Raw genomic sequence first — 21061 nt, 5'->3', positions numbered from 1 at the left:
CGTGCCGCGGCCCGGTGGGTGGGATTTGGGGCCGAAGGGCCCCTCCGGCGGGTCCGGGCGGCCCGTGGCGGCGGGGGCCGTACGGGAACAGGCTGGAGACAGCAGCGCAGCGGCGACGTCCCCCACCACCGCGGTCCTCCTGGGCGGAAGCAGGCGCCGCCGCGCGGCACGACGGACTCGCCGAGTGGGCGAGGCGGCAGGAACGAGAGGAGCCGGAGCGATGACCTCCACCACCACCCGGGCCGCGGCCCTTCCGGCCGAGCACCGTGCGCGGCTCATGCGGTCCGCCCGCGAGACCTCCTTCGACATGGGGGCCCGGTTGTTCCACGAGGGCCGCCACGCCGACCGGTTCTGGATCATCCGGACCGGCACCATCGCCCTCGACCTGCACGTCCCGGGCCGCAGCGCCGCCATCATCGAGACGCTGGGCCACGGCGAACTCGTCGGCTGGTCCTGGCACTTCCCGCCCTATGTGTGGCAGCTCGGCGCCGAGGCCACGAGCCCGGTGCGGGCCTACGAGTTCGACGCGGAGGCCGTGCGCGAGCTGTGCGGGAAGGACCCCGAGTTCGGCCGTGCCGTCGCCGTCTGGGTCGGCGGTGTGGTCGCCCACCGGCTGCACGCGGCCCGTATCCGGCTGCTCGACCTGTACGCCCCCTACGGCAGCGGCGGCAAGTGACCCCGCGACCGCACCGGCGCCCCGAGGAGGAGACCGTGCACGGCAGCCCGCACATCGTGAGCGACGTCATGACGCACACCGTCGTGGCCGTGGGCCGCGACGCTCCGTTCAAGGAGATCATCAACCTCATGGCGCAGTGGAAGGTCAGCGCCCTCCCGGTACTGGAGGGCGAAGGACGCGTGATCGGTGTCGTGTCCGAGGCCGACCTGCTGCCCAAGGAGGAGTTCCGCGACAGCGACCCCGACCGGTTCACCCAGCTCCGCCGGCTGTCCGACCTGGCCAAGGCGGGCGCGGTGACGGCAGGGGAGCTGATGACCTCCCCGGCGGTCACCGTCCGCTCCGACGCCGCGCTCGCCGAGGCCGCGCGCATCATGGCCCAGCGCCGCGTCAAGCGGCTGCCCGTCGTCACCGGCGAGGGACTGCTGGAGGGCCTGGTCAGCCGGAGCGACCTGCTGAAGGTGTTCCTGCGGTCGGACGACGACCTCGCCGAGGAGGTCCGCCGGGAGATCGTCTCCTACCTCTTCCCCGCGCCGCTCGCACCCGTCCACGTCGGCGTCGTCGACGGTGTGGTCACGCTCACCGGCCGGATCCGGGACACCTCGCTGGTGCCCGTGGCCGCCCGCCTGGTACGGGCCGTGGAGGGCGTCGTCGACGTCGAGTGCGACCTCACGAGCGGCCCCGCGGTGGCCGAACCGCGCTGAGCTCCGGCGCCGTCTCCTCCTCGGCGGCGGCCCGGGAGGAAACCCGCGAGTTCACGTCAGCCGGGCCGGTCGTCGTGGGGCACGAGCGCGACCGGGCGGGTGACGTGGTGGACGAGGGCGTGCGTGACCGGACCCGCGTGCGCGCCGATCGCGGGGTGGCGCCTGCGGCGGCCCACCACCAGCAGGCCCGCCCCGCTCACGGCACGCGGCAGGACGTGGGCCGGGCGCCCCTCGTGCAGGGTCGCGGCCACGTACACGGCGGGGAACTTCTGTCGCCACGGCTCCAGCAGCGCGGCGAGTTCCCGTTCCGCCTGCCGCCGGAACGCACCCCGGGTACGCGCGTCCGGCAGCCCGTGGCTCAGCGGCACGTGCCAGGCGTGCACCACGCGCAGGGGCGCCCCGCGCAGTTCGGCCGCGCGGAAGGCGAAGTCCAGGACGTCGTCACAGGGGCCGTCGGTGTCGACGGCGACCGCCACGTCACGGTGCGCGGTCCGCGTCGAGGGACGTCCGGAGACGTCCGGCAGATGTTCGCTCCCCGCGCTCTCCCCCGCCCGTACGAGGACGACGGGCCGTTCGGCGTGCACGGCGGTCACCATGGCCACCGAGCCGAGGACGAAGCCTCCGACCGCGCCGAGCCCCTGGCTGCCGATGACGAGCAGTTCGGCGTGGGCCGCCTCGTCGAGCAGCGCGGGACCCGGCTGCCGGTGCACCTGCTCGCTCGACAGGTCGAGGCGCGGGTACGACGCGGCCAGCTCGCCGACCGTGTCCCGGAGCATCCGGCGCGCCCGGGACTGCGGCACGCGCACCTCGGGCAGGCCCGCGCTTCCGGCGGTGTCGGGCAGTCCCTCCCAGGCGTGCACCAGCCGGAGCGGCAGCCCCCGCCGGAGCGCTTCCCTGGCCGCCCAGTGGGCCGCGGCGAGGCTCTCGCTCGAACCGTCGAGACCGGCCACGACGGGTCTCAGCATGACGGTCACCCTCCTTGTCCCCGCGCTGTCCCCCGGCGGGTGCGCGGCCGGCGCCACACCGGCCGCGCACCCGGGTGCGGCATAGTGCGTCCCCTGCTCGGACGCGCCGCACCGGGATGGTCCTGGTGCCCGTCTTCTCCTCCGGGACCGGGACCGTGATGGTGTCGGGTCGTACTCCGCGCGCTGCGTACTTTGCGCGCACTTCCAGTCTCGCGCGTTCCGGCCGCGGCGGGAGTGGGCCGACCGGCCCGAGGGGCGATGGGCCCGATGTCCCGCCCCGGCGGGGACGTACGGCCGGTGTGCCCGCGCCGGGCGACCCCAGGACGGCGGCCCGGAAGGGTGTCAGGCTGAAAGCGGACGGAGCCGTTCGGGCGACCGTCCGCTCGGCGGGTCGGGGGTGTCCGGAGGACCCGGTGGTGGTCGAAGGTCCGGAGGGAGCAGCGATGAGGGCGAACACACCCGTCCGGCGTCCGCTGTGGCGGTGGCGGAGCAACCCGATGCGCCGGCGTGAGGACGTGATCGAGGGCTGGGTCCTGCTGGCCACGTGGGCCGTCATCGCGGTGGGCGCTCCGCTGACCGGGGTGGCCGTGGGACAGGCGACGGTGGACGGCCTCGCCCAGCAGCAGGTCGAGCGGCACCCGGCCACCGCCGTCCTGGTCGACGCGGCCCGGCCCGGAGGCGGGGACAGCGTGACGACGCCGGACGACCGGGTTCCGGGGACCGTCCGCTGGACGGAACCGGACGGCACCCGGCACGAGGACCGGACCCTGGTCGCGCCCACCCTCGAAACGGGCGACCGGATCGCGGTCTGGACCGATCAGCACCACCGGGTCACTCCCCCGCCGCTGACCCCGTCGGAGGCCGCGACACAGGCGGCCGCCACGGGCGCGCTGGTGTCGCTGGCCGTCGCGGGTGCCGCGGGCGGCGGATGCTGTGCGGCCCGCGCCCTGCTCGACCGGCGCCGTGCCCGCGCCTGGGAGGCCGAGTGGCGCGAGGTCGGACCGCAGTGGGGCCGCGCGGCACGCTGAGGCTCGCGGCCGTCATGTCCCGGGCGCGTTCTGGCCGTCGCGGGGCAGCGGACAGCGCAGCAGGACGCCCACGCCCTCGTGCAGCCGGGCCTCCCGTTCGGGCACCAGGACCAGTTCCGCCCGCGTGCCGACCAGGGCCCGGGTCAGTGCAGCGTCGGCGCGCTCCCGGCGTATGTCCTGGACGCCGTAGGAGCGCAACTCGTCCTCGGTGAGGGAGAGTTGGCTGGGTTCCGGGCCGACCCACAGGCGCAGCGGCGACTCGGGGTGGTTGTTGAGGAACAGAGCCTTGACCTGACCCCGTTGCAGGGCCGACACGGCGGCGGACAGTCCCTCGGCCGCCACCGCGCCGTGGGTCCGCTGGGCAAGGAAGACGTCCAGCAGGCCGCGGTCGTGCGCGGCCATGCGTCCGCTGAACAGGTCCTCGAGCCGCTGTTCCAGCAGGGCCCGCCCCGGGATCGCGTCACCCGCGCCCTCCACCGTCGTGACATGTCCGCGCAAGGGGGCGGGAAGCCGGTTGACGAGGATGCCGCGGGCCCAGGCGTCTCCCGCGACGACCACCGCCTCGCAGTCGATGCGCCGTGCGTGGCCCTCCAGTTCCCGGCCGATCACCCGGGCCGCCCGCGGCCAGTCGCCCGCCGGGATCTCCTCGTGCAGGCGGTACCCGGGCGCGACCTTGGTCGAAGGCCAGACGCCGGCCTCGGCGTCGACGCGCACGGTGCCGGTCGCGTCCGTGGAGTGACGTCCGCCGTAGCGGACCCGCACCGCCAGGTACGGGATCCCGGGCGCGTGCTGGGCGATCAGCGGCATGATGTCCGGCAGCGTGCCGAAGTGCGCCGTGTCCCGAGTGGGCGGGACCGGCAGCTCGTCGAGCAGGGCCGCGTGGCCGTGCGCGGTGAACACCGCCTGGCCGTGCGTGCCGGGGACCTCCGTGTCGCCGCCCACCAGGTCGGCCACCGCGGTGATGGTGCCCCGGTCCGCCCCCTCGGACGTCAGGGCGTCCCGCAGGTGCCGCCACCGCAGTTCTATGGCCGCGTCGGGGTCGGCGACGGCGCTGTCGCGGGAGGTGTCCAGATACACCGACGCGAACGGACCGGACTGCTTGTACAGAGGTTCGAGAAAGGAAAGCCTCATGGTCGCTCCCGACTGCCCCGCAGCCGTGCCCGCCCGACACCGCTCACGGCGGCCTCCCGGCAGGCTCGCCGGTCACCCTCTCGGTCAGTCTCCCACCGTTCCGGCCGGCCTGCCGCCCGCCGTCCGGGCTGCCCGGGCTGCCCGGGGGCTCGGGCTGCGCCGCCCGGCGGGCCACACGACAATGGTCTCGGCGCGCGATCCGCCCGGCGGGCAGGGGAAGGCGGTGGCCTGTGATGACGTACGTCGCTGTGAGTGCGCTGAGCCATCCGGGACTGATCCGCGAGCACAACGAGGACAGCCTGGTCGCCGGGCCGTGGACCCTGTGTGCCACGGTGACCGAGAATCCGCAGACGCTGGTGTTCCCCCTCGGCAAGCCCCTGGTCGTCGCGGTCGCCGACGGGATCGGCGGCCAGCCCGGAGGCCATGTGGCCAGTTCCCTGGTGGTCCGGCAGCTCGCGCAGTCCGGGCCCGGCCTGACGGGCGAGGACGACGTCCGCGAGGCGCTGCACGCCTGCAACCGCCGGGTGTACACGGCCGCGGAGGACGACGGACCGGCCACGATGGGCACGACCGTCGCGGGCGCCGTCGTCCTGCCCGGCTCGCTGCTGGCGTTCAACGTGGGCGACAGCCGCGTCTTCGCCGCGCCCCGGGACGGGCTGCTCCAGGTCAGCGTGGACGACAACCCGCCGACCCCGCCGGGGCAGCGCACGACGTCGCTGCTGACCCAGGCCCTCGGCGGCGCCCGGACGTACCACGCCGTCACCCCGCACGTGACGGCCTGTTCCCTCGCCCCGGGCGACCGGTATCTGATCTGCACCGACGGCCTGACCGACCCGGTGCCGAACGACGTACTGGACGAGCTGCTGCGGGAGTTCGACGACGGCCGGGCGGCCTTCGAACTGTGGAAGGCCGCCATCGCGGCCGGCGGTCCCGACAACATCACGCTCGCCCTGGTGCGCGTCGTGCAACGGTGACCCGCTCCCCGCCGGCCCGGGCGCGGGCCGGCTCGCCCGGCCCGCGGCACTAGACTGTGAGACGTGGTGCGGGCCAACGAGGAGGTCGAGGCGCTCCTCCAGGAGTACGCGGACCTCATCGCCATCACCGGAGGCGACGCGTTCAAGGCGCGCGCCTACGAGAAGGCCGCCCGTGCCATCGGCGGCCACCCCGGCGACGTCTCCCGCCTCGACGTCGCGGGCCTGAAGGAGATCCCCGGCGTCGGCAGGTCGATCGCCGAGAAGGTCGTCGAGTACCTCCGCACCGGCAACGTCATCGCGGTGGAGGAGACACGGGCCAGGATTCCCGCCGGGGTACGGCAGTTGATCACCATCCCCACCCTCGGCCCGAAGAAGGCGATGACCCTCTACGAGGACCTGCACATCTCCTCGGTGGGCGAACTGGCCGACGCGATCAAGGCGGAGAGGCTGCGGGACCTGAAGGGCTTCGGGAAGAAGACCGAGGAGAACATCCTGCACGGCATCGCCCTCATGCGGCAGGCCGGCGAACGGATCCTGCTGGGCACCGCCATGGACGCCGCCGAGGACGTCGTCGCCGGACTCTCCCGGATCACCGGATGCACGCGGTGCGCGTACGCCGGATCGCTGCGCCGGATGAGGGAGACCGTCGGGGACATCGACGTCCTCGTCGCCGCCGGCCGTTCGGCGCCCTTCATGGACGCGCTGACCGAACTGCCCTCCACCGCCGAGGTCATCGCGCACGGCGCGAAGAAGACCTCGGTCCGCACCGACACGGGCGTCCAGGTCGACCTGCGCGTCGTGCGGCCGGACTCCTGGGGCGCCGCGCTGCAGTACTTCACCGGCTCCAAGGCGCACAACATCCGCACCCGGACGATCGCCGTCCACCTGGGTCTGAAGCTCTCCGAGTACGGCCTGTTCGACGCCGAGAGCGGGGAGCGGGTCGCCTCCCGCTCGGAGGAGGAGGTGTACGCCAGGCTCGGCCTGCCGTGGATCCCGCCCACGCTGCGCGAGGACCGCGGCGAGATCGAGGCCGGTCTGCGCGGCGAACTGCCCGAAGTGGTCACGGAGGACGACATCAAGGGCGACCTGCACACGCACACCGACCTCACCGACGGTCTCGCCCCGCTGGAGGAGATGGTGGCCGCGGCCGCCGACCGGGGCTACGCCTACTACGCGGTCACCGACCACGCGCCCGGTCTCGCCATGCAGCGCATGACCGAGGAGAAGGTCCTCGCCCAGCGCGAGCAGGTGCGGTCACTGGACGGCAGGCACCACGGGATGCGGGTGCTGCACGGCACCGAGCTCAACATCGGCCCGGACGGGGAGGTGGACTGGCCCGACGAGTTCCTCGCCGGCTTCGACCTCTGCGTGGCCTCGGTGCACTCGCACTTCGGTCTCGACCGCACGGCGATGACCCGGCGGCTCGTCCGCGCCTGCGAGAACCCCCACGTCCATGTCATCGGCCACCCCACCACCCGCCTGATCGGCAGGCGGCCGGGCATCGACGCCGACCTCGACGAGGTGTTCGCGGCGTGCGCCCGCACCGGCACGGCCCTGGAGATCAACGCGCAGCCGGACCGACTCGACCTGGGCGACGAGGACATCAGGCGGGCCAGGAGCCACGGGGCGAAGTTCGCCGTCGACTCCGACGCCCACTCCCTGCTCCATCTCGCCCATCTGCGCTTCGGAATCGGCACGGCCCAGCGCGGATGGCTGACCCCGGACGATGTGATCAACACCTGGCCGCTGCGGCGGCTGCGCGGCTTCCTGCGCGCGGACCGGGCCGCCTGAGGCCCACCGGGGCCGACGCCCTGCGGCCGCGACCGGGCGCCGCACGGGGCGCGTCCGGTCACGGCCGCAGGACGGCTCACGCGGCTGTCACGGCTTGCGCGCGAGGCCTCCGTGCTCGGCGACGGCCTCCGCGGCGGGGGCCTCCGGGTCCGGACGCCAGTGCGGAACGGACACGACCCCCGGCTCCACGAGCTCCAGCCCGTCGAAGTACGCCGTGATCTGGTCGACGGTGCGCAGCGTGTACGGAATCGCGCCGCTCTTGTTGTAGCCCTCCTGGGCCGCTTCGAAGTCCGGGTCGGTGCCGAGCGAACCGTCGTTGACGGAGAGGTAGCTGCCGGACGGCAGCGCGTCCATCAGCCGGGAGACGATGGAGCGTGCCTGGTCGTAATCGGCCACGTGGCCGAGGATGTTGCTGAGGATCAGGGCGATGGGCTTGGTGAAGTCCAGCGTGCCGGCGGCGGCCGCGAGGATGCGGTCCGGGTCCAGCACGTCGGCGTCGACGTACGCGGTCGCCCCCTCCGGAGTGGAGTACAGCAGGACACGGGCGTGGGCCAGGACCATCGGGTCGTTGTCGACGTACACGATCCGGGCCTCGGGCGCGATGCGCTGGGCCACCTCGTGGGTGTTGTCGGCCGTGGGCAGACCGGTGCCGATGTCCAGGAACTGCCGGATGCCCGCCTCGGCGACCAGGTAGGTGATGTTGCGGCGCAGGAAGCCGCGGCTGCTGCGGGCGATCGTGACGATGCCGGGGAAGACGGCGGTGTAGGCGTCGCCGGCCTGCTCGTCGACGGCGTAGTTGTCCTTGCCACCCAGCCAGTAGTTCCAGATCCGAGCCGAGTGGGGCACCGTCGTGTCGATCTTCTGGTCCGCCGCTGGGTCGGGGCTCGTAGCGGGGTGGGTCATGAGTACCGTCCGTTTCCGTCGCGCGGGTTGTCCGACGACAAACTACGTTCCGAAAGCCGTTCTGTGCACGCCAGTTCGCGTTTCCGCCGGTGGTTTTCCCGAAAGGGGGGCGGCCCCGGCGCCGCACTTCGTCCGCAGACCGCGCCGCGGTCCCCGCCGTCCCCTATGCCATGCCCCGGCGGCGCAGCAGCAGCCACAGTTCCGCGGTGACGTCCGGGTCGGTGAGGTCCACGCCGAGCTGCGCCTGGCAGCGCGAGACGCGGTGCCGGAGCGTGTTGCGGTGGACGCCGAGCGCGCGGGAGGCCGCCTCCCACTGGCCGTGATGGCGCAGGTAGCCGACGAGGGCCTGGCGCAGGACGCCGGTCAGCCCGTCGCAGGCGGCGGCGAGCCGCGTGGCCGTGTCGCGGTCGTACGGTCCCGCGGACGGGCGGGCGAGCAGCCGGGTGCCCGGGGCGAGGTCCGCCAGCGTCGCGGCGGCGACCGCGCGGACGGCCGGTGCCCGCCCGACCGGGACCGCCTCCGTCAGGACGGCCGCGGCGTCGGCGTCCGCCCGCCGCACCGCGTCCTCCAGGCAGGCGGTCGGGGGATGGTCCGCGGGGACCAGGAACCAGGCCGCCCGCTCGTCCGTCGGCACGGCGATCGCGTCCGGACACCAGCGGCGGACCGCTTCCACGAGGAGGTCGCTCGCCCGGCCCCTCACCGCCAGCAGGCGTACGTGGTCCGGCGGGCTCGGTGCCCGCACCGCGCCCGCGAGTCCGCGCGCGGCGTCCGGGTGCCCGAGGTCGACCAGCAGTCCGACGCAGCGCTGCGCCTCGTCGGCCACGGACGCGGCGCGCGCGCCGCGGACCGCGTCCAGGCTCAGCAGCGCCGACGCCGTCAGCACGGCTCTGCGCCGGGTGGGGTCCAGCGGTGTGGGGGTGCCGACCGCGAGGAAGCCCGCGGCGCGCTCCCGCACGGCCAGCGGGAAGACGATCACCGCTCCCGGCCCGGTCGCGAACGAGGCGGCGGAGTGCGCTCCGGCGCCCTCCAGCCGGACGATCTCCGCGCGTACCCGCTCGGCCTGCTCGGCGGCTCCGGCGGGGAACACCTGGTCGACCTCGCCCGCCGGTGTGTAGGCCGCCGCCCAGGCGTCCAGCGACCGGCCGAGGGTGCGCAGGACCGTGGCGACCGGGTCGGCGGAGGCGGCCGCGTCGACGAGCGCCCGCTGGGTCGCCAGGACGTCCTTGAGGTGCTGCTCGGCCGTGCGGGAGACGGCGGCCCAGTAGGCCTTCGTGATCCGCAGGAACGGCGTGGGCGGCGGGACGGTGAGCAGGCACAGCCCGAACGTGCGGCAGGCCGCCAGGAGCGGCGCGGGAACCTCGGTGTGCACCGGGCCGAGGCCGAGGGCCAGCGCGGTCAGCTCCGCCTCCACCAGGCGGCCGACGTACCGTTCGCAGCCGAGCTTGTTCCGGGGCAGGGACAGGCCCGTCGTCAGCAGCAGCTCGCCGCCGTTCAGATAGCCGGTCGGGTCGGGCAGTTCGCTGATGTGCACGGCGGACACCTCCCGCGCCGGGGCGGCGAACCCCCCGGCCGGCGCGAGGTCAGCGCCGAGGACCCGGCACAGCGAGGCCACCGTCGGAGCCGTCACGCGTGCTCCTGCGCGAGAACCGTCACGACCACTCCTGTGCGATCCGTCCAATACGGGCCCTGCGTGGTGCATTTTATCCAGTGAGAGATCCGTGCCTTCTCCGTACGGTCGTCCCGTCCCGAGCGATTGGAGAGAGGTCATGCCCGTCGATCCGCCCGCGGCGCCGCTCGACGGCCTGGTCGTCGCCGACTTCAGCCGCGTCCTGGCTGGGCCGCTGGCCTCGGTGACGCTGGCGGACCTGGGGGCCACCGTCATCAAGGTGGAGCGTCCGGGCTCCGGCGACGACACCCGTGCCTGGGGTCCCCCGTGGACCGACGGTTCGAGCAGTTACTTCGAGTGCGCCAACCGCTCGAAGCGGTCGGTGACCCTCGACCTGTCCGACCCCGAGGACCTCCGGTTGGCGAGGACGCTGGCCGACCGGGCCGACGTCCTGGTGGAGAACTTCAAGGACGGAGCGCTCGCCGCGCGAGGACTCGACTACGACTCCGTCCGGCGCACCAACCCGGGCGTCGTGTACTGCTCGGTGACCGGCTTCGGCCGCCACGGCGGCGCGGCGCTGGCGGGCTACGACTTCCTCGTCCAGGCCCTGGGCGGTCTGATGAGCATCACCGGCGAACCCGGCGGCGACCCGCAGAAGGTCGGCGTGGCCCTGGTCGACGTACTGACCGCCAAGGACGCGGCCATCGGCATCCTGGCGGCGCTGCGGGCCCGCGAGCGCAGCGGCCGAGGCCAGCGGGTGGAGGTCAACCTCCTGTCCAGCCTGCTCGGTTCGCTGGCGAACCAGGCCTCGGCGTACCTGACCACCGGCCGGGCGCCGGAACGGATGGGCAACGCGCACCCGTCCATCGCCCCGTACGAGACGCTGCGCTGCGCGGACGGCCTGCTGGCCATGGCATGCGGGAACGACGGGCAGTTCCGCCGGCTGGCCGAGGTGCTGGACGCGCCGGAACTGGCCGACGACGAACGCTTCGCGACCAATCCGGCCCGGGTGCGCAATCGCCGCGCACTCGTCCGGGCCCTGGAGGAACCCCTCGCGGGCGACACGGTCGAGATCTGGATCGGGCGGTTCACCGCGGTCGGTGTGCCGGCCGGCCGGGTCGGCACCGTCGCCGACGGCATCGCCCTGGCCGAGTCGCTCGGCCTCGAACCGACCGTCCGGGTCGGCCCCTCGTCCCCGCCCCAGATCCGGCACCCCGTCACGTACTCGGCCACCCCGGTCACCGGCTACCGGCCGCCGCCCCGTCTCGGCGAGCACAGCGACGACGTACGCCGCTGGCTCGCCGACCCGGAACCCACCGAACCGCCAGAGGAGAAGACCGCATGAACGCACCGGCCAAGCTGCCCCCGCTCGACCCCCGCGATCCCGCCGGACTGCACGACCTGCTCACCCCGGAGGAGAAGGCGGTGGCCGCCTCCGTGCGCCAGCTCTGCGGGCAGCGCATCGACCCGTTCGTGGCGGACTGGTTCGAGCAGGGCACCGTTCCCGACATCCGCGGCCTGGCCAAGGAACTCGGCGCGCTGGGCGTGCTCGGCATGCACCTGGAGGGCTACGGCTGCGCCGGCATGTCGGCCACCGAGTACGGCGTGGCCTGCCTCGAACTGGAGGCCTCCGACTCCGGCATCCGCTCGCTGGTCTCCGTGCAGGGCTCGCTGGCGATGTTCGCGATCTGGAAGTGGGGCAGCGAGGAGCAGAAGCGGCAGTGGCTGCCGTCCATGGCCGCCGGTGAGGCGATCGGCTGCTTCGGTCTGACCGAGCCCGACATCGGCTCCGACCCCGGCAGCATGCGCACCCGGGCGCGGCGCGACGGCGGCGACTGGATCCTCGACGGCCGGAAGATGTGGATCACCAACGGCAGCGTCGCCGACGTGGCCGTGGTCTGGGCCCGGACCGACGACGGGGTACGCGGCTTCGTGGTGCCCACCGGCACGCCGGGCTTCTCCGCCCCGGAGATCAAGCACAAGCTGTCCCTGCGCGCCTCGGTCACGAGCGAGCTGGTCCTGGACGGGGTGCGCCTTCCCGCGGACGCGGTGCTGCCCGAGGTCCGCGGTCTGAAGGGCCCGCTGAGCTGCCTCAACGAGGCCCGCTACGGCATCGTGTGGGGAGCGATGGGCGCGGCACGGTCGTCGCTGTACGCCGCCCAGTCCTACGCGACGGAGCGGACCCAGTTCGGCAAGCCGATCGGGGCGTTCCAGCTCACCCAGCAGAAGCTGGCCGACATGTACCTCGAATACACGAAGGGCGTGCTGCTGGCGCTGCACCTGGGCCGCCGCAAGGACGCGGGCACGCTGCGGCCCGAGCAGGTGAGCCTCGGCAAGCTGAACAACGTCCGCGAGGCGCTGGACATCTGCCGCACCGCCCGCACGGTCCTCGGGGCGAACGGCATCTCGCTGGAATACCCCGTTATCCGGCACATGAACAACCTGGAGTCCGTGCTGACCTACGAGGGCACCGTAGAGATGCACACCCTGGTGGTCGGCCAGGCGGTCACGGGTCAGGCGGCGTTCCGCTGAGCCGGGCGGCCGCCGGACACGGGGATCCGGGGGCCTGGGACCGGGGTACCGTCCAGCGAGACGACCACCGCGCACCGCCGAGGCCCGGTCCGCCGGGCGAGGGGAGTACCGCATGAGCGAGTCCACCCAGCAGGCACCCGCCGGACCCGGGGACGGCGGCCGTACCGATCCGCTCGTCCAGTTGTCCCTCGAGCAGTTGCGGCAGCGCTCCAGCCTGAAGTGGCGCACGCATCCGGAGGACGTCCTGCCGCTGTGGGTGGCGGAGATGGACGTCCCGCTGGCCCCCTCCGTCGCCGACACCCTGCACCGGGCCGTCGCGCTGGGCGACACCGGATACCCCCATGGCACCGCCTACGCCGAGGCCCTCGCCGCGTTCGCCGCCACACGTTGGGGGTGGGACGGCCTGCGCGTGGAGAACACGGCGCTCGTGCCCGACGTGATGCTGGGCGTCGTCGAGGTGCTCCGCCTCGTCACGGGACCCGGCGACGCGGTCGTCGTCTGCTCACCCGTCTATCCCCCGTTCTACGCGTTCGTCGCGCACGACGGGCGGGAGGTCGTCGAGGCCCGTCTCGGCCCCGACCTGCGGATCGACCTCGCCGCCCTGGAGGACGCCTTCATACGCGCACGGCGCCACGGCCGCCGCGCCGCCTTCCTGATGAGCAACCCGCACAACCCGACGGGTGTCGTCCACACCCGCGCGGAACTCGAGGCGGTCGCCGCGCTCGCCCGCGGACACGGTGTCCGGGTGGTCTCCGACGAGATCCATGCCCCGCTGGTGCTGCCCGGCGCCGTCTTCACGCCGTTCCTCGGCGTGCCCGGCTCGGAGAACGGGTTCTCCCTGACCTCCGCGTCCAAGGCGTGGAACCTGGCCGGCCTCAAGGCCGCCGTGGCCATCGCCGGCACCGAGTCCGCGGACGATCTGCGCCGGATGCCCGAAGAGGTCGGCCACGGCCCCAGCCATCTGGGGATCCTCGCCCATACGGCGGCGTTCCGCGACGGGGCCGACTGGCTGGACGAGCTGCTGCTCGGGCTCGACGCCAACCGGAGCCTCCTGGGCGAACTGGTGAAGGAGCATCTACCGGACGTGGGGTACCTTCCGCCGCAGGGCACCTACCTGGCCTGGCTGGACTGCACCGGCCTCGGACTGCACGACGACCGTCCCACCGAGGGCCCCGGAGTGGTGAGCGACCTCGCCGGACCGGCGAAGCTGTTCCTGGACGAGGCCCGCGTCGCCCTCAGCTCCGGACACGTCTTCGGCAGCGGCGGCGCCGGCTGCGTGCGCCTCAACTTCGCGACCTCACCGGCGATCCTGCGGGAAGCGCTCACCCGCATGGGCGGCGCGCTGGCCGGACTCGGGCGGGAGTCCTCCCCGGGTCGCGGCTCGGGCGCCTCGACCGGGGAGGGCTGAGCCGAGGGCGCCCGCCGTCCCTGGCGGAACGGCGGGCGGCGCCCTGCCGCGATGGCCGCGGAGGTCAGTGGCCGAGAGCCCGGAAGCGGCGCAGGCGCAGGCTGTTGCCGACCACGAAGACCGAGGAGAAGGCCATCGCGGCGCCCGCGATCATCGGGTTGAGCAGTCCGGCCGCGGCCAGCGGAAGCGCGGCGACGTTGTAGGCGAAGGCCCAGAACAGGTTGGAGCGGATGGTGCCCAGCGTCCTGCGGGCGAGCCGTATGGCGTCGGCCGCGACCCGTAGGTCCCCGCGGACCAGGGTCAGGTCGCCGGCCTCGATCGCGGCGTCCGTGCCGGTCCCCATCGCCAGCCCCAGATCGGCCTGGGCGAGCGCCGCCGCGTCGTTGACGCCGTCGCCGACCATGGCGACCGAACGCCCCTCGCCCTGAAGGCGTTTGACGACATCGACCTTGTCCTGCGGCAGGACCTCCGCGATGACGTGCTCGGGTGCGATGCCCGTCTCGGCCGCGACGGCCTCGGCGACGGTCCGGTTGTCGCCGGTGAGCAGCACGGGCGTCAGGCCCAGGGCCCGCAGCCGGCGTACCGCCTCGGCGCTGGTCTCCTTGACCGCGTCGGCGACTTCGAGCACGGCGCGGGCCTCCCCGTCCCAGGCGACCGCGACGGCCGTACGTCCGCCCGCCTCGGCGGCCTCCTTGGCGCGCCGCAGGTCCTCGGGCAGGGACATCGCCCACTCGGCGAGCAGGCGCTCGCGCCCGACGAGGACGGCGTGCCCCTCGACGATTCCCTGGACCCCGAGTCCGGCGACGTTGGCGAAGTCCTCCGGGACCGGCAGGGTGCCCACACGGTCCGCTGCCCCGGTGGCGACCGCCTGGGCGATCGGGTGCTCGGAGGCGTGCTCCAGGGCGCCGGCGAGCCGCAGGACGTCCGTCTCGTCGGTGCCGTCGGCCGGGTGCACGGCGAGCAGGGTCATCCGGCCGGTGGTGACGGTGCCGGTCTTGTCCAGGACGACGGTGTCGACCTTGCGCGTGCTCTCCAGGACCTCGGGTCCCTTGATGAGGATGCCGAGTTGGGCGCCGCGCCCGGTGCCGACCATGAGCGCGGTGGGTGTGGCGAGCCCCAGGGCGCACGGGCAGGCGATGATCAGGACGGCGACCGCGGCGGTGAAGGCGGCGGTCGGTCCCGCCCCGTCGAGGAGCCAGAAGCCGAGCGTGGCCAGGGACAGAGCGATGACGACGGGGACGAAGACCCCGGAGATCCTGTCGGCGAGCCGCTAGGCGGCGGCCTTGCCGTTCTGGGCGTCCTCCACCAGCCTGGCCATGCGGGCGAGTTGGGTGTCGGAGCCGACGCGGGTGGCCTCGACGACCAGCCGTCCGCCCGCGTTCAGGGTGGCGCCGGTGACGGCGTCCCCGACGGCGACCTCGACCGGTACGGACTCGCCGGTGAGCATCGAGGCGTCCACGGCGGAGGCGCCCTCGACGACGGTGCCGTCGGTGGCGATCTTCTCGCCGGGGCGCGTCAGGAAGCGGTCACCGACCTTCAACTCCGCCACGGGGATGCGCTCCTCACGTCCGCCCCGGAGGACGGTGACCTCCTTCGCGCCCAGTTCCAGCAGGGTCCTGAGCGCCGCACCGGCCTTGCGCTTCGACCGGGCCTCGAAGTATCGGCCGGCGAGGATGAACGCGGTCACGCCGGCCGCGGCCTCCAGGTAGATGTTCCCGGCGCCGTCGCCGCGGGCGATGGTCAACTCGAAGGGGTGGGTCATGCCGGGCATGCCGGCGGTGCCGAGGAACAGCGCCCACACCGACCACAGGAACGCCGCCGAGGTGCCGACCGAGATCAGTGTGTCCATGGTGGCCGCGCCGTGCCGGGCGTTGGTCCAGGCGGCCTTGTGGAACGGCCAGGCGGCGTACGTCACCACGGGCGCCGTCAGGGTCAGGGACAGCCACTGCCAGTACTCGAACTGGAGGGGCGGGATCATCGCCATCGCGATCACCGGCACGGCGAGCACGACCGCGGTGGTCAGCCTCTCGCGCAGCGGCCGGAGTTCGTCGGGGTCCTCCCCCGCCGAATCCGCCGAATCCGCCGAATCCGCCGAGCGTGCCGAATCCGCCGAGCGGTCGGCCCGCCCGGACTCGGCACGGACGGGCTCGGGTTCGCGCGCGGTGTAGCCGGTGGCCTCGACCGTGGCGATCAGGTCGGCCACGGCGACGTCCTCGCGGAAGGTGACTTTCGCCTTCTCGGTGGCGTAGTTGACGGTCGCCTCGACGCCGTCCATGCGGTTGAGCTTCCTCTCGATGCGGGCGGCGCACGAGGCGCAGGTCATACCGCCGATGGCGAGTTCGACCTCGGCGGCACCGGACGTGGTGGTGGTCATGATCGGTTCCTCCTAGCCCATCGGGTACCCCCAGGGGGTACCCGGCACGGCTACATGTATACCCCTAGGGGGTACGCGAAGCAAGGACTCACCCATCGGAGCCACATACCGGAGGGGGGTATCTGACGTGCAGGGGACCGCCCGGGAACGTGCGATGCCGTGAGCGATACGGCCGGCGACTCGGCCGCTCAGTGCGTGCCGAGACCGTCCAGAAGGCCGGTGACCTGCGCGTGGACGACGTCCCACGCGGCGGCCGGCAGATCGCCGAGGGCCGTACCGCGCAGCCCGCTCAGGACCTCCGCCACGTCGACGGCGCGCGGGACACTTCCGCTGAGCACGTCGTAGCCGTCGCGGACGGCGACCCGCAGACGGTCGCCGTCGTCCTCGGCGTGCACCGCCGAGGCGACCACGAGGGGCGGCGGTCCGCCCGCCTCGCCGTCCAGCTTGCGGTAGGCGCAGGCGGCCGGCTCGCGCCAGCGGAGGCTGAGCAGGACGGGCCGCTTGGCCACCACCTCGGACAGATCGGCCTCACGGACGCCTTCGGGCTCCAGGACCGTGGCCCGGGCGTCCAGGACGAGCGCGGCGGGCAGCAGGCAGCGCAGCGCACTGCCGACGAGGTTGCCGCCGACCGTCGCCGTCCGGCGCACGGCCCCGGTGCCCACCGTGGCGGCCGCGAGGCGCAGCACGTCGGGGACCCGCCCGTCGATCCGGTGCAGCACCACGGCCCCGCCCACGGTCCGCCGCCCCACGACGTTGGCCTCCGGCAACTCGCGCAGGGACATGGCCAGTTCGGGGAACCCGTCGCGCTGCCAGGTGGCCCAGACGAGGGTCGCCCCGCCGATCGGCACGGCACCCTCCGCCAGGCACTCCCGTGCCTCGGACACGGACGTGGGCAGACGCAACAGCACAGTGACCGACCTGCCTTCCTGGGACACCGGACGAAGGCGGTGGGCAGTGCCGCGGTCCCCTGCCCGTCGGCAGGCAGTCTTCCCTCCCGGGCGGGGGCGCGCACAGGGCTCACGCGAGCACACGACGCGCCGGCGGCAGCGCCCCGGCGCATATCCCCGCCGCATACCCACCGCACCGAACCGGTCTCCCGCCGTCGCCCGTTCGCCGCGAGTCGATGGCCGCACGATGTGCGCATACGATGGCCACATCGGCTCGCAGGGCTTGAACGAGGGCCTCGAACCTTGGACAAGGTCTCATTTCCCGGGGCCCGGGCGTTCAGTGGCACCGGCGCTCGCCGGCCGGGCACCCTGCGCGTCTCGCCACGCGCGTCTCAGCATGCGCTTCGCAGCATCGCCAAGGAGCATCGCCATGGCCGCTCAGTCCAGCTCGATCGTCCTGGAGCGCCCGGCGCGGGAACTCGCCGACGCGACCTCGAAGCATCCCTTCCTGTACGAGATGGAGCCCACCGAAGCACGCAAGGTCCTCGACGACCTCCAGGCCGCGCCGGTCGACAAGCTGCCGGTCGACGAGGAGTGGATCACCGTACCGGCCGCCGTGGGCGACGTACGGGTCCGCATCGTCCGGCCGCGGGGCGTCACCGGAACGCTGCCCGTCGTGGTGTACATGCACGGCGGCGGCTGGGTGCTGGGCAACGCCGGCACCCACGACCGGCTGGTGCGCGAACTGGCGGTCGGCGCGCGTACCGCCGTGGCCTTCGTCGAGTACACGCCCTCGCCGGAGGCGCACTACCCCGTGGCCATCGAGCAGGGCTACGCGACCGCGCGGTGGATCACGCGCGAGGGCGAGTCCAAGGGTCTGGACGCCCGGCGCATGGCGGTGGCCGGCGAGTCGGTCGGCGGGAACATGACCGCGGCGCTCGCCCTCATGGCCAAGGAGCGCGGTGACGTCGCGTTCGTGCACCAGTCGATGTACTACCCGGTCACGGACGCGGCGATGGACACCGACTCCTACGACCAGTTCGCCAGCGGCTACTACCTCAGCCGCAAGCTGATGGAGTGGTTCTGGGACGCCTACACCACCGACCCGAGCCAGCGCGAGGAGATCACCGCGTCCCCCAACCGGGCCACCAGCGAGCAGCTCGCCGGCCTGCCGCCCGCCCTGCTCCTCGTCGACGAGGCCGACGTGCTGCGCGACGAGGGCGAGGCGTACGCCGCCAAGCTCCGCGCCGCCGGCGTCCCGGTGACCACGGTGCGCTACGACGGCACGGTGCACGACTTCATGATGCTCAACTCCCTCAGCCACTCCGAGGCCGCCCGCGCCGCCATCGACCAGGCCGTGAGGTTCCTGCGCGAGGCCCTCGGCACGGCCGGCGCACCCACACCCTAAGAGAGGTCCTGGGTCCGGCCGGCCCGGGTGAGGAGCAGGGCCACGTCGTCGGGTTCCTCGGGACTGCGCAGGGCGTCCAGCAGATGGTCGCAGGTCTCCTCCAGGGGACCCGGCGGCCGCGCCAGGAGGCCCAGCAGCGTGGCCAGTTGCGCGTCGAGCGAGTGGCTGCGGGTCTCGACGAGCCCGTCGGTGTAGAGCAGCAGTCCGTCCCCGGGCCCGATCCGCAGCCGGGTGGTCTCGAAGGGGACGCTTCCCACGCCGAGGGGTGCCCCGGTCGGGAGTTCCAGCAGCCGCGGGACACCGGAGGCGGGGATGAGGACCGGCGGCAGATGCCCGGCCATGGCGACGTGGCAGCAGGCCCGGCGCGGGTCGTAGACGGCGTACGTGCAGGTGGCGAACCGCTGCTCCAGCTCGTCGGTGATGCGGTCGAGGTGCGTCAGGACCGCGGCGGGGTCCAGGTCGAGCGCGGCCAGGGTGCGGGTCGCCGTACGCAGCTGGCCCATGGTGGCGGCGGCGCCGCTGCCGCTGCCCATCACGTCGCCGATGACCAGGGCGGTCCTGTCGTCGGACAGCGCGATCACGTCGTACCAGTCGCCGCCGATCCCGCAGATGGTGGAGGCGGGCTGGTAGCGGCAGGCGATGTCCAGGCCGGGCCGCTGCGACGGTTGCCGGGGCAGGAGGCTGCGCTGGAAGTCCTCGGCGGCCGTCCGCTGGTTCTGGTACCAGCGGGCGTGGTCGATGCTGACGGCCGCGCGGGACGCCAGTTCGAGGGCCAGGGTGGCGTCGTCGTCGCCGAACGGCACGGGATTGCCGCTGCGGGCGAGGGCCAGGGCGCCCAGGACGCGGCCGTGGGCGACGAGCGGTACGGCCAGGCAGGAATGGGCCCCGGCCTCCGCGAGGGCGTTCGCGGCGTGGGCCGGGGCGAGGTGGGGCAGGTCCCGGGCGGTGACACGGGTGGCGAAGACCGGGCGGCCGGTGGTGACGCACCGGGCGACCAAGTGGTGCGGCGCGAACCGGGCGACGTACCCGACGGGGAGGGAGACGGCCGGGGCCGGATGGGCGACGACCGCCAGGGTGCGCATGGCCATCGGGCTGCCCGGTCTCCGGCCGGGGTCGCCGCCCTGGAGCGCCGCGTCGAGGAGGTCGACCGCGGCGAGGTCCGCGACCTCCGGCACGCAGACACGGGCGAGTTCGTCGGCGGTGGTGGCCGAATCGAGGGTCGTCCCGATGCGCGCCGAGGCGTCGGCGATCAGGGCCAGCCGCTGCCGCGCGGTGGCGGCCTCCGCGGAGGCGCGGTGCTGCGGGGTGACGTCGATGAGTTCGATCGCGACCCCGAGCGGTTTCCCGGCCCTGTCCTCCAGCCGGTAGTACGAGACCGACCACGCGTGCTCGCGGCCCGGGTCGGAGGGGGTGGGCGCGAGGATGAGCTGGTTCAGCAGCGGGTCGCCGCTGTCCAGTACGCGGCGCATCGCGGTCTCGGCCCAGACGGCGTCCATGAAGACCAGCACCTCACGGACGGTCCGGCCGATCTGCTGCTCGGCGGGGCGGCCGTTCATGCGCTCCAGCGTGGGGTTGACCACGAGGTACCGCAGGTCGGTGTCCACGATGCCCAGCCCGATCGGGGACTGCGAGACCAGCCGGGCGGACAGCGCGAGGTCGCGCTCCATGGTCCGCAGGACGGCCCGGTCGGCGGCGATGCCCAGCGCGTAGTAGTCCCCGTGCGCGCCTTCCAGCCGCATGTTGCGGAACTCGACCAGGCGGGAGCTGCCGTCCTTGTGGCGGACGGGGAAGGCGCCGGCCCACCCCGTGCCCTCCGTCATCACCTCGGCGAACAGCGCGGTGACGACGTCCCGGTGCTGTTCGTCGACCATCAGCCGGGCCGCGTACCGGCCCACGGCCTCCTGGGCGCTGTAGCCGAAGACCTGCTGTGCCTGCGGGCTCCAGAAGACCACGCGTCCCCGCGCGTCCAGCACCACCGCGGAGACGCTCAGCGAGTCCAGCAGGCCGCCGGACGGAGCGAGGGTCTCGTGACCGGCGCTTCCCGTGAAGGCTTCGGCAGACTCCACCGTCGACGCCTCCTCTCGCCTCACCCCCGCGCTCCCGGCCGAGACCGCTGCTTACCCACCATCGTCTCGCGCCCCGGCCGGGTCGGCAGGTCCGCCGAGTGCGGCTCACCGTCCCACGGGCCGCCCTCAGTCGATCCCGTACCGCGCCGCGATGCCGTCGATCACGAGTTCGAGACCCTCCGCGAAGTGCTGCTCGTAGTCCGCGAAGATCTCGGCGCCCGCGGCGGCCGAGAGCGGGAAGTGGCTCGCAAAGTACGCGGCGCGCGTGGGGGCCGAGGGCGCGCACCGGATCCCGTAGCGAGCGGGACCCGAACGCCCGTCCAGGGGCCCGGGAAGCGACGGCCAGTAGGTGTTGACGGCTCGGTGTTCACCACCGCGACGCTCGAGTCGACCGGATCGGCCTTGAGGGAGTCGCGTCTGCGGGGCCTCGGTGGTGACGGCGGCGCGCAGGGCGATCTGCTGCTGGAACGTCACACCGTGCCGGGCCAGGACATGCTCCCGGCGGGCATCAAGGCGGCGGCACGTCCTGGCCCTGCCGCCCACGAGTCCGGGGCCCGGCCGGCCGCCGGCCTGGACCGGAGCTGCCGTCAGGCGCCCCGGCACGCGGCGAT

16 protein-coding genes and 1 pseudogene are annotated in these 21061 nt (G+C 73.7%); 9 read left to right on the top strand and 8 right to left on the bottom strand.

The genetic code is table 11. The features are described from left to right. Positions 1-220 precede the first annotated feature (220 nt). The gene (locus ACF09J_RS26830; RefSeq protein ID WP_392308006.1) at positions 221-676 is read left to right on the top strand and encodes a cyclic nucleotide-binding domain-containing protein; all 456 of its coding nucleotides are present in this window, start codon (positions 221-223) and stop codon (positions 674-676) included. A gap of 35 nt (positions 677-711) precedes the next feature. Next, positions 712-1377, top strand: coding sequence for a CBS domain-containing protein (locus ACF09J_RS26825; protein WP_392308141.1), 666 nt, complete (start codon positions 712-714; stop codon positions 1375-1377). A gap of 56 nt (positions 1378-1433) precedes the next feature. On the opposite strand, the gene ACF09J_RS26820 is transcribed toward ACF09J_RS26825, so the two are convergent. After that, a complete protein-coding gene (locus ACF09J_RS26820) occupies positions 1434-2342 on the bottom strand; it encodes a universal stress protein (protein ID WP_392308005.1) in 909 nt (302 codons plus the stop codon). Positions 2343-2785: 443 nt separating this feature from the next. Between ACF09J_RS26820 and ACF09J_RS26815 the strand changes: the two genes are divergently transcribed. Next, positions 2786-3370, top strand: coding sequence for a hypothetical protein (locus tag ACF09J_RS26815; RefSeq protein WP_392308004.1), 585 nt, complete (start codon positions 2786-2788; stop codon positions 3368-3370). Between the two features lie 12 nt (positions 3371-3382). Here ACF09J_RS26815 and ACF09J_RS26810 read toward each other — a convergent pair whose 3' ends face one another. Beyond that, complete coding sequence (locus tag ACF09J_RS26810; RefSeq protein WP_392308003.1) at positions 3383-4501, bottom strand: hypothetical protein; 1119 nt, start codon at positions 4499-4501, stop codon at positions 3383-3385. A 233-nt stretch (positions 4502-4734) separates the two neighbouring features. On the opposite strand from ACF09J_RS26810, the gene ACF09J_RS26805 reads away from it, so the two are divergent. Continuing rightward, complete coding sequence (locus ACF09J_RS26805) at positions 4735-5475, top strand: PP2C family protein-serine/threonine phosphatase (protein WP_392308002.1); 741 nt, start codon at positions 4735-4737, stop codon at positions 5473-5475. 63 nt (positions 5476-5538) lie between these two features. Then, complete coding sequence (gene polX / locus ACF09J_RS26800) at positions 5539-7266, top strand: DNA polymerase/3'-5' exonuclease PolX (protein WP_392308001.1); 1728 nt, start codon at positions 5539-5541, stop codon at positions 7264-7266. An 87-nt stretch (positions 7267-7353) separates the two neighbouring features. Here polX and ACF09J_RS26795 read toward each other — a convergent pair whose 3' ends face one another. After that, on the bottom strand, positions 7354-8169 hold the full coding sequence (locus ACF09J_RS26795) for an SAM-dependent methyltransferase (protein ID WP_392308000.1): 816 nt from the start codon (positions 8167-8169) through the stop codon (positions 7354-7356). Between the two features lie 163 nt (positions 8170-8332). Then, complete coding sequence (locus ACF09J_RS26790) at positions 8333-9796, bottom strand: PucR family transcriptional regulator (RefSeq protein WP_392307999.1); 1464 nt, start codon at positions 9794-9796, stop codon at positions 8333-8335. Between the two features lie 139 nt (positions 9797-9935). Here ACF09J_RS26790 and ACF09J_RS26785 point away from each other — a divergent pair, with 139 nt between their 5' ends. The 3 genes from ACF09J_RS26785 (at position 9936) to ACF09J_RS26775 (ending at position 13715) form a co-directional block, all read left to right on the top strand. After that, on the top strand, positions 9936-11120 hold the full coding sequence (locus ACF09J_RS26785) for a CaiB/BaiF CoA transferase family protein (RefSeq protein ID WP_392307998.1): 1185 nt from the start codon (positions 9936-9938) through the stop codon (positions 11118-11120). Beyond that, entirely contained in the window at positions 11117-12307 is a 1191-nt protein-coding gene (locus ACF09J_RS26780; RefSeq protein WP_392307997.1) for an acyl-CoA dehydrogenase family protein, read from the top strand. The genes ACF09J_RS26785 and ACF09J_RS26780 overlap by 4 nt, the downstream gene beginning before the upstream one ends. 112 nt (positions 12308-12419) lie before the next feature. Then, complete coding sequence (locus ACF09J_RS26775) at positions 12420-13715, top strand: MalY/PatB family protein (RefSeq protein ID WP_392307996.1); 1296 nt, start codon at positions 12420-12422, stop codon at positions 13713-13715. Positions 13716-13779: 64 nt separating this feature from the next. Here ACF09J_RS26775 and ACF09J_RS26770 read toward each other — a convergent pair. Together ACF09J_RS26770 and ACF09J_RS26765 are read right to left on the bottom strand one after the other, a co-directional pair. Continuing rightward, a pseudogene (locus tag ACF09J_RS26770) lies at positions 13780-16089 on the bottom strand (heavy metal translocating P-type ATPase). A gap of 188 nt (positions 16090-16277) precedes the next feature. Next, positions 16278-16997 (bottom strand): FAD binding domain-containing protein, encoded by a 720-nt coding sequence (locus ACF09J_RS26765; protein WP_392307995.1) that lies wholly within the window; start codon positions 16995-16997, stop codon positions 16278-16280. A gap of 409 nt (positions 16998-17406) precedes the next feature. Between ACF09J_RS26765 and ACF09J_RS26760 the strand changes: the two genes are divergently transcribed. Beyond that, positions 17407-18384, top strand: a complete 978-nt coding sequence (locus ACF09J_RS26760; RefSeq protein ID WP_392307994.1) for an alpha/beta hydrolase — start codon at positions 17407-17409, stop codon at positions 18382-18384. Here the strand turns inward: ACF09J_RS26760 and ACF09J_RS26755 are convergent. Continuing rightward, positions 18381-20450 carry a SpoIIE family protein phosphatase gene (locus tag ACF09J_RS26755; protein WP_392307993.1) on the bottom strand — a complete coding sequence of 690 codons (2070 nt, stop codon included), beginning with the start codon at positions 20448-20450 and terminating at the stop codon, positions 18381-18383. The genes ACF09J_RS26760 and ACF09J_RS26755 overlap by 4 nt on opposite strands. 126 nt (positions 20451-20576) lie before the next feature. Continuing rightward, positions 20577-21053 carry a TetR/AcrR family transcriptional regulator C-terminal domain-containing protein gene (locus ACF09J_RS26750; protein WP_392307992.1) on the bottom strand — a complete coding sequence of 159 codons (477 nt, stop codon included), beginning with the start codon at positions 21051-21053 and terminating at the stop codon, positions 20577-20579. Between the last annotated feature and the right edge of the window lie 8 nt (positions 21054-21061).

Source organism: Streptomyces sp. NPDC014889 (assembly GCF_043081205.1).
Taxonomy (GTDB): domain Bacteria; phylum Actinomycetota; class Actinomycetes; order Streptomycetales; family Streptomycetaceae; genus Streptomyces.
The sequence above is the reverse complement of the archived record's forward strand: the minus strand, read 5'-3'. Positions and strand labels throughout refer to the sequence as shown.

Excerpts from the sequence above, each read along its gene's own strand:
- ACF09J_RS26830 (WP_392308006.1), top strand. The coding sequence starts at position 221 with ATGACCTCCACCACCACCCGGGCCGCGGCCCTTCCGGCCGAGCACCGT.
- ACF09J_RS26820 (WP_392308005.1), bottom strand. The coding sequence starts at position 2,342 with ATGCTGAGACCCGTCGTGGCCGGTCTCGACGGTTCGAGCGAGAGCCTC.
- ACF09J_RS26815 (WP_392308004.1), top strand. The coding sequence starts at position 2,786 with ATGAGGGCGAACACACCCGTCCGGCGTCCGCTGTGGCGGTGGCGGAGC.
- ACF09J_RS26810 (WP_392308003.1), bottom strand. The coding sequence starts at position 4,501 with ATGAGGCTTTCCTTTCTCGAACCTCTGTACAAGCAGTCCGGTCCGTTC.
- ACF09J_RS26805 (WP_392308002.1), top strand. The coding sequence starts at position 4,735 with ATGACGTACGTCGCTGTGAGTGCGCTGAGCCATCCGGGACTGATCCGC.
- ACF09J_RS26795 (WP_392308000.1), bottom strand. The coding sequence starts at position 8,169 with ATGACCCACCCCGCTACGAGCCCCGACCCAGCGGCGGACCAGAAGATC.
- ACF09J_RS26785 (WP_392307998.1), top strand. The coding sequence starts at position 9,936 with ATGCCCGTCGATCCGCCCGCGGCGCCGCTCGACGGCCTGGTCGTCGCC.
- ACF09J_RS26780 (WP_392307997.1), top strand. The coding sequence starts at position 11,117 with ATGAACGCACCGGCCAAGCTGCCCCCGCTCGACCCCCGCGATCCCGCC.
- ACF09J_RS26775 (WP_392307996.1), top strand. The coding sequence starts at position 12,420 with ATGAGCGAGTCCACCCAGCAGGCACCCGCCGGACCCGGGGACGGCGGC.
- ACF09J_RS26760 (WP_392307994.1), top strand. The coding sequence starts at position 17,407 with ATGGCCGCTCAGTCCAGCTCGATCGTCCTGGAGCGCCCGGCGCGGGAA.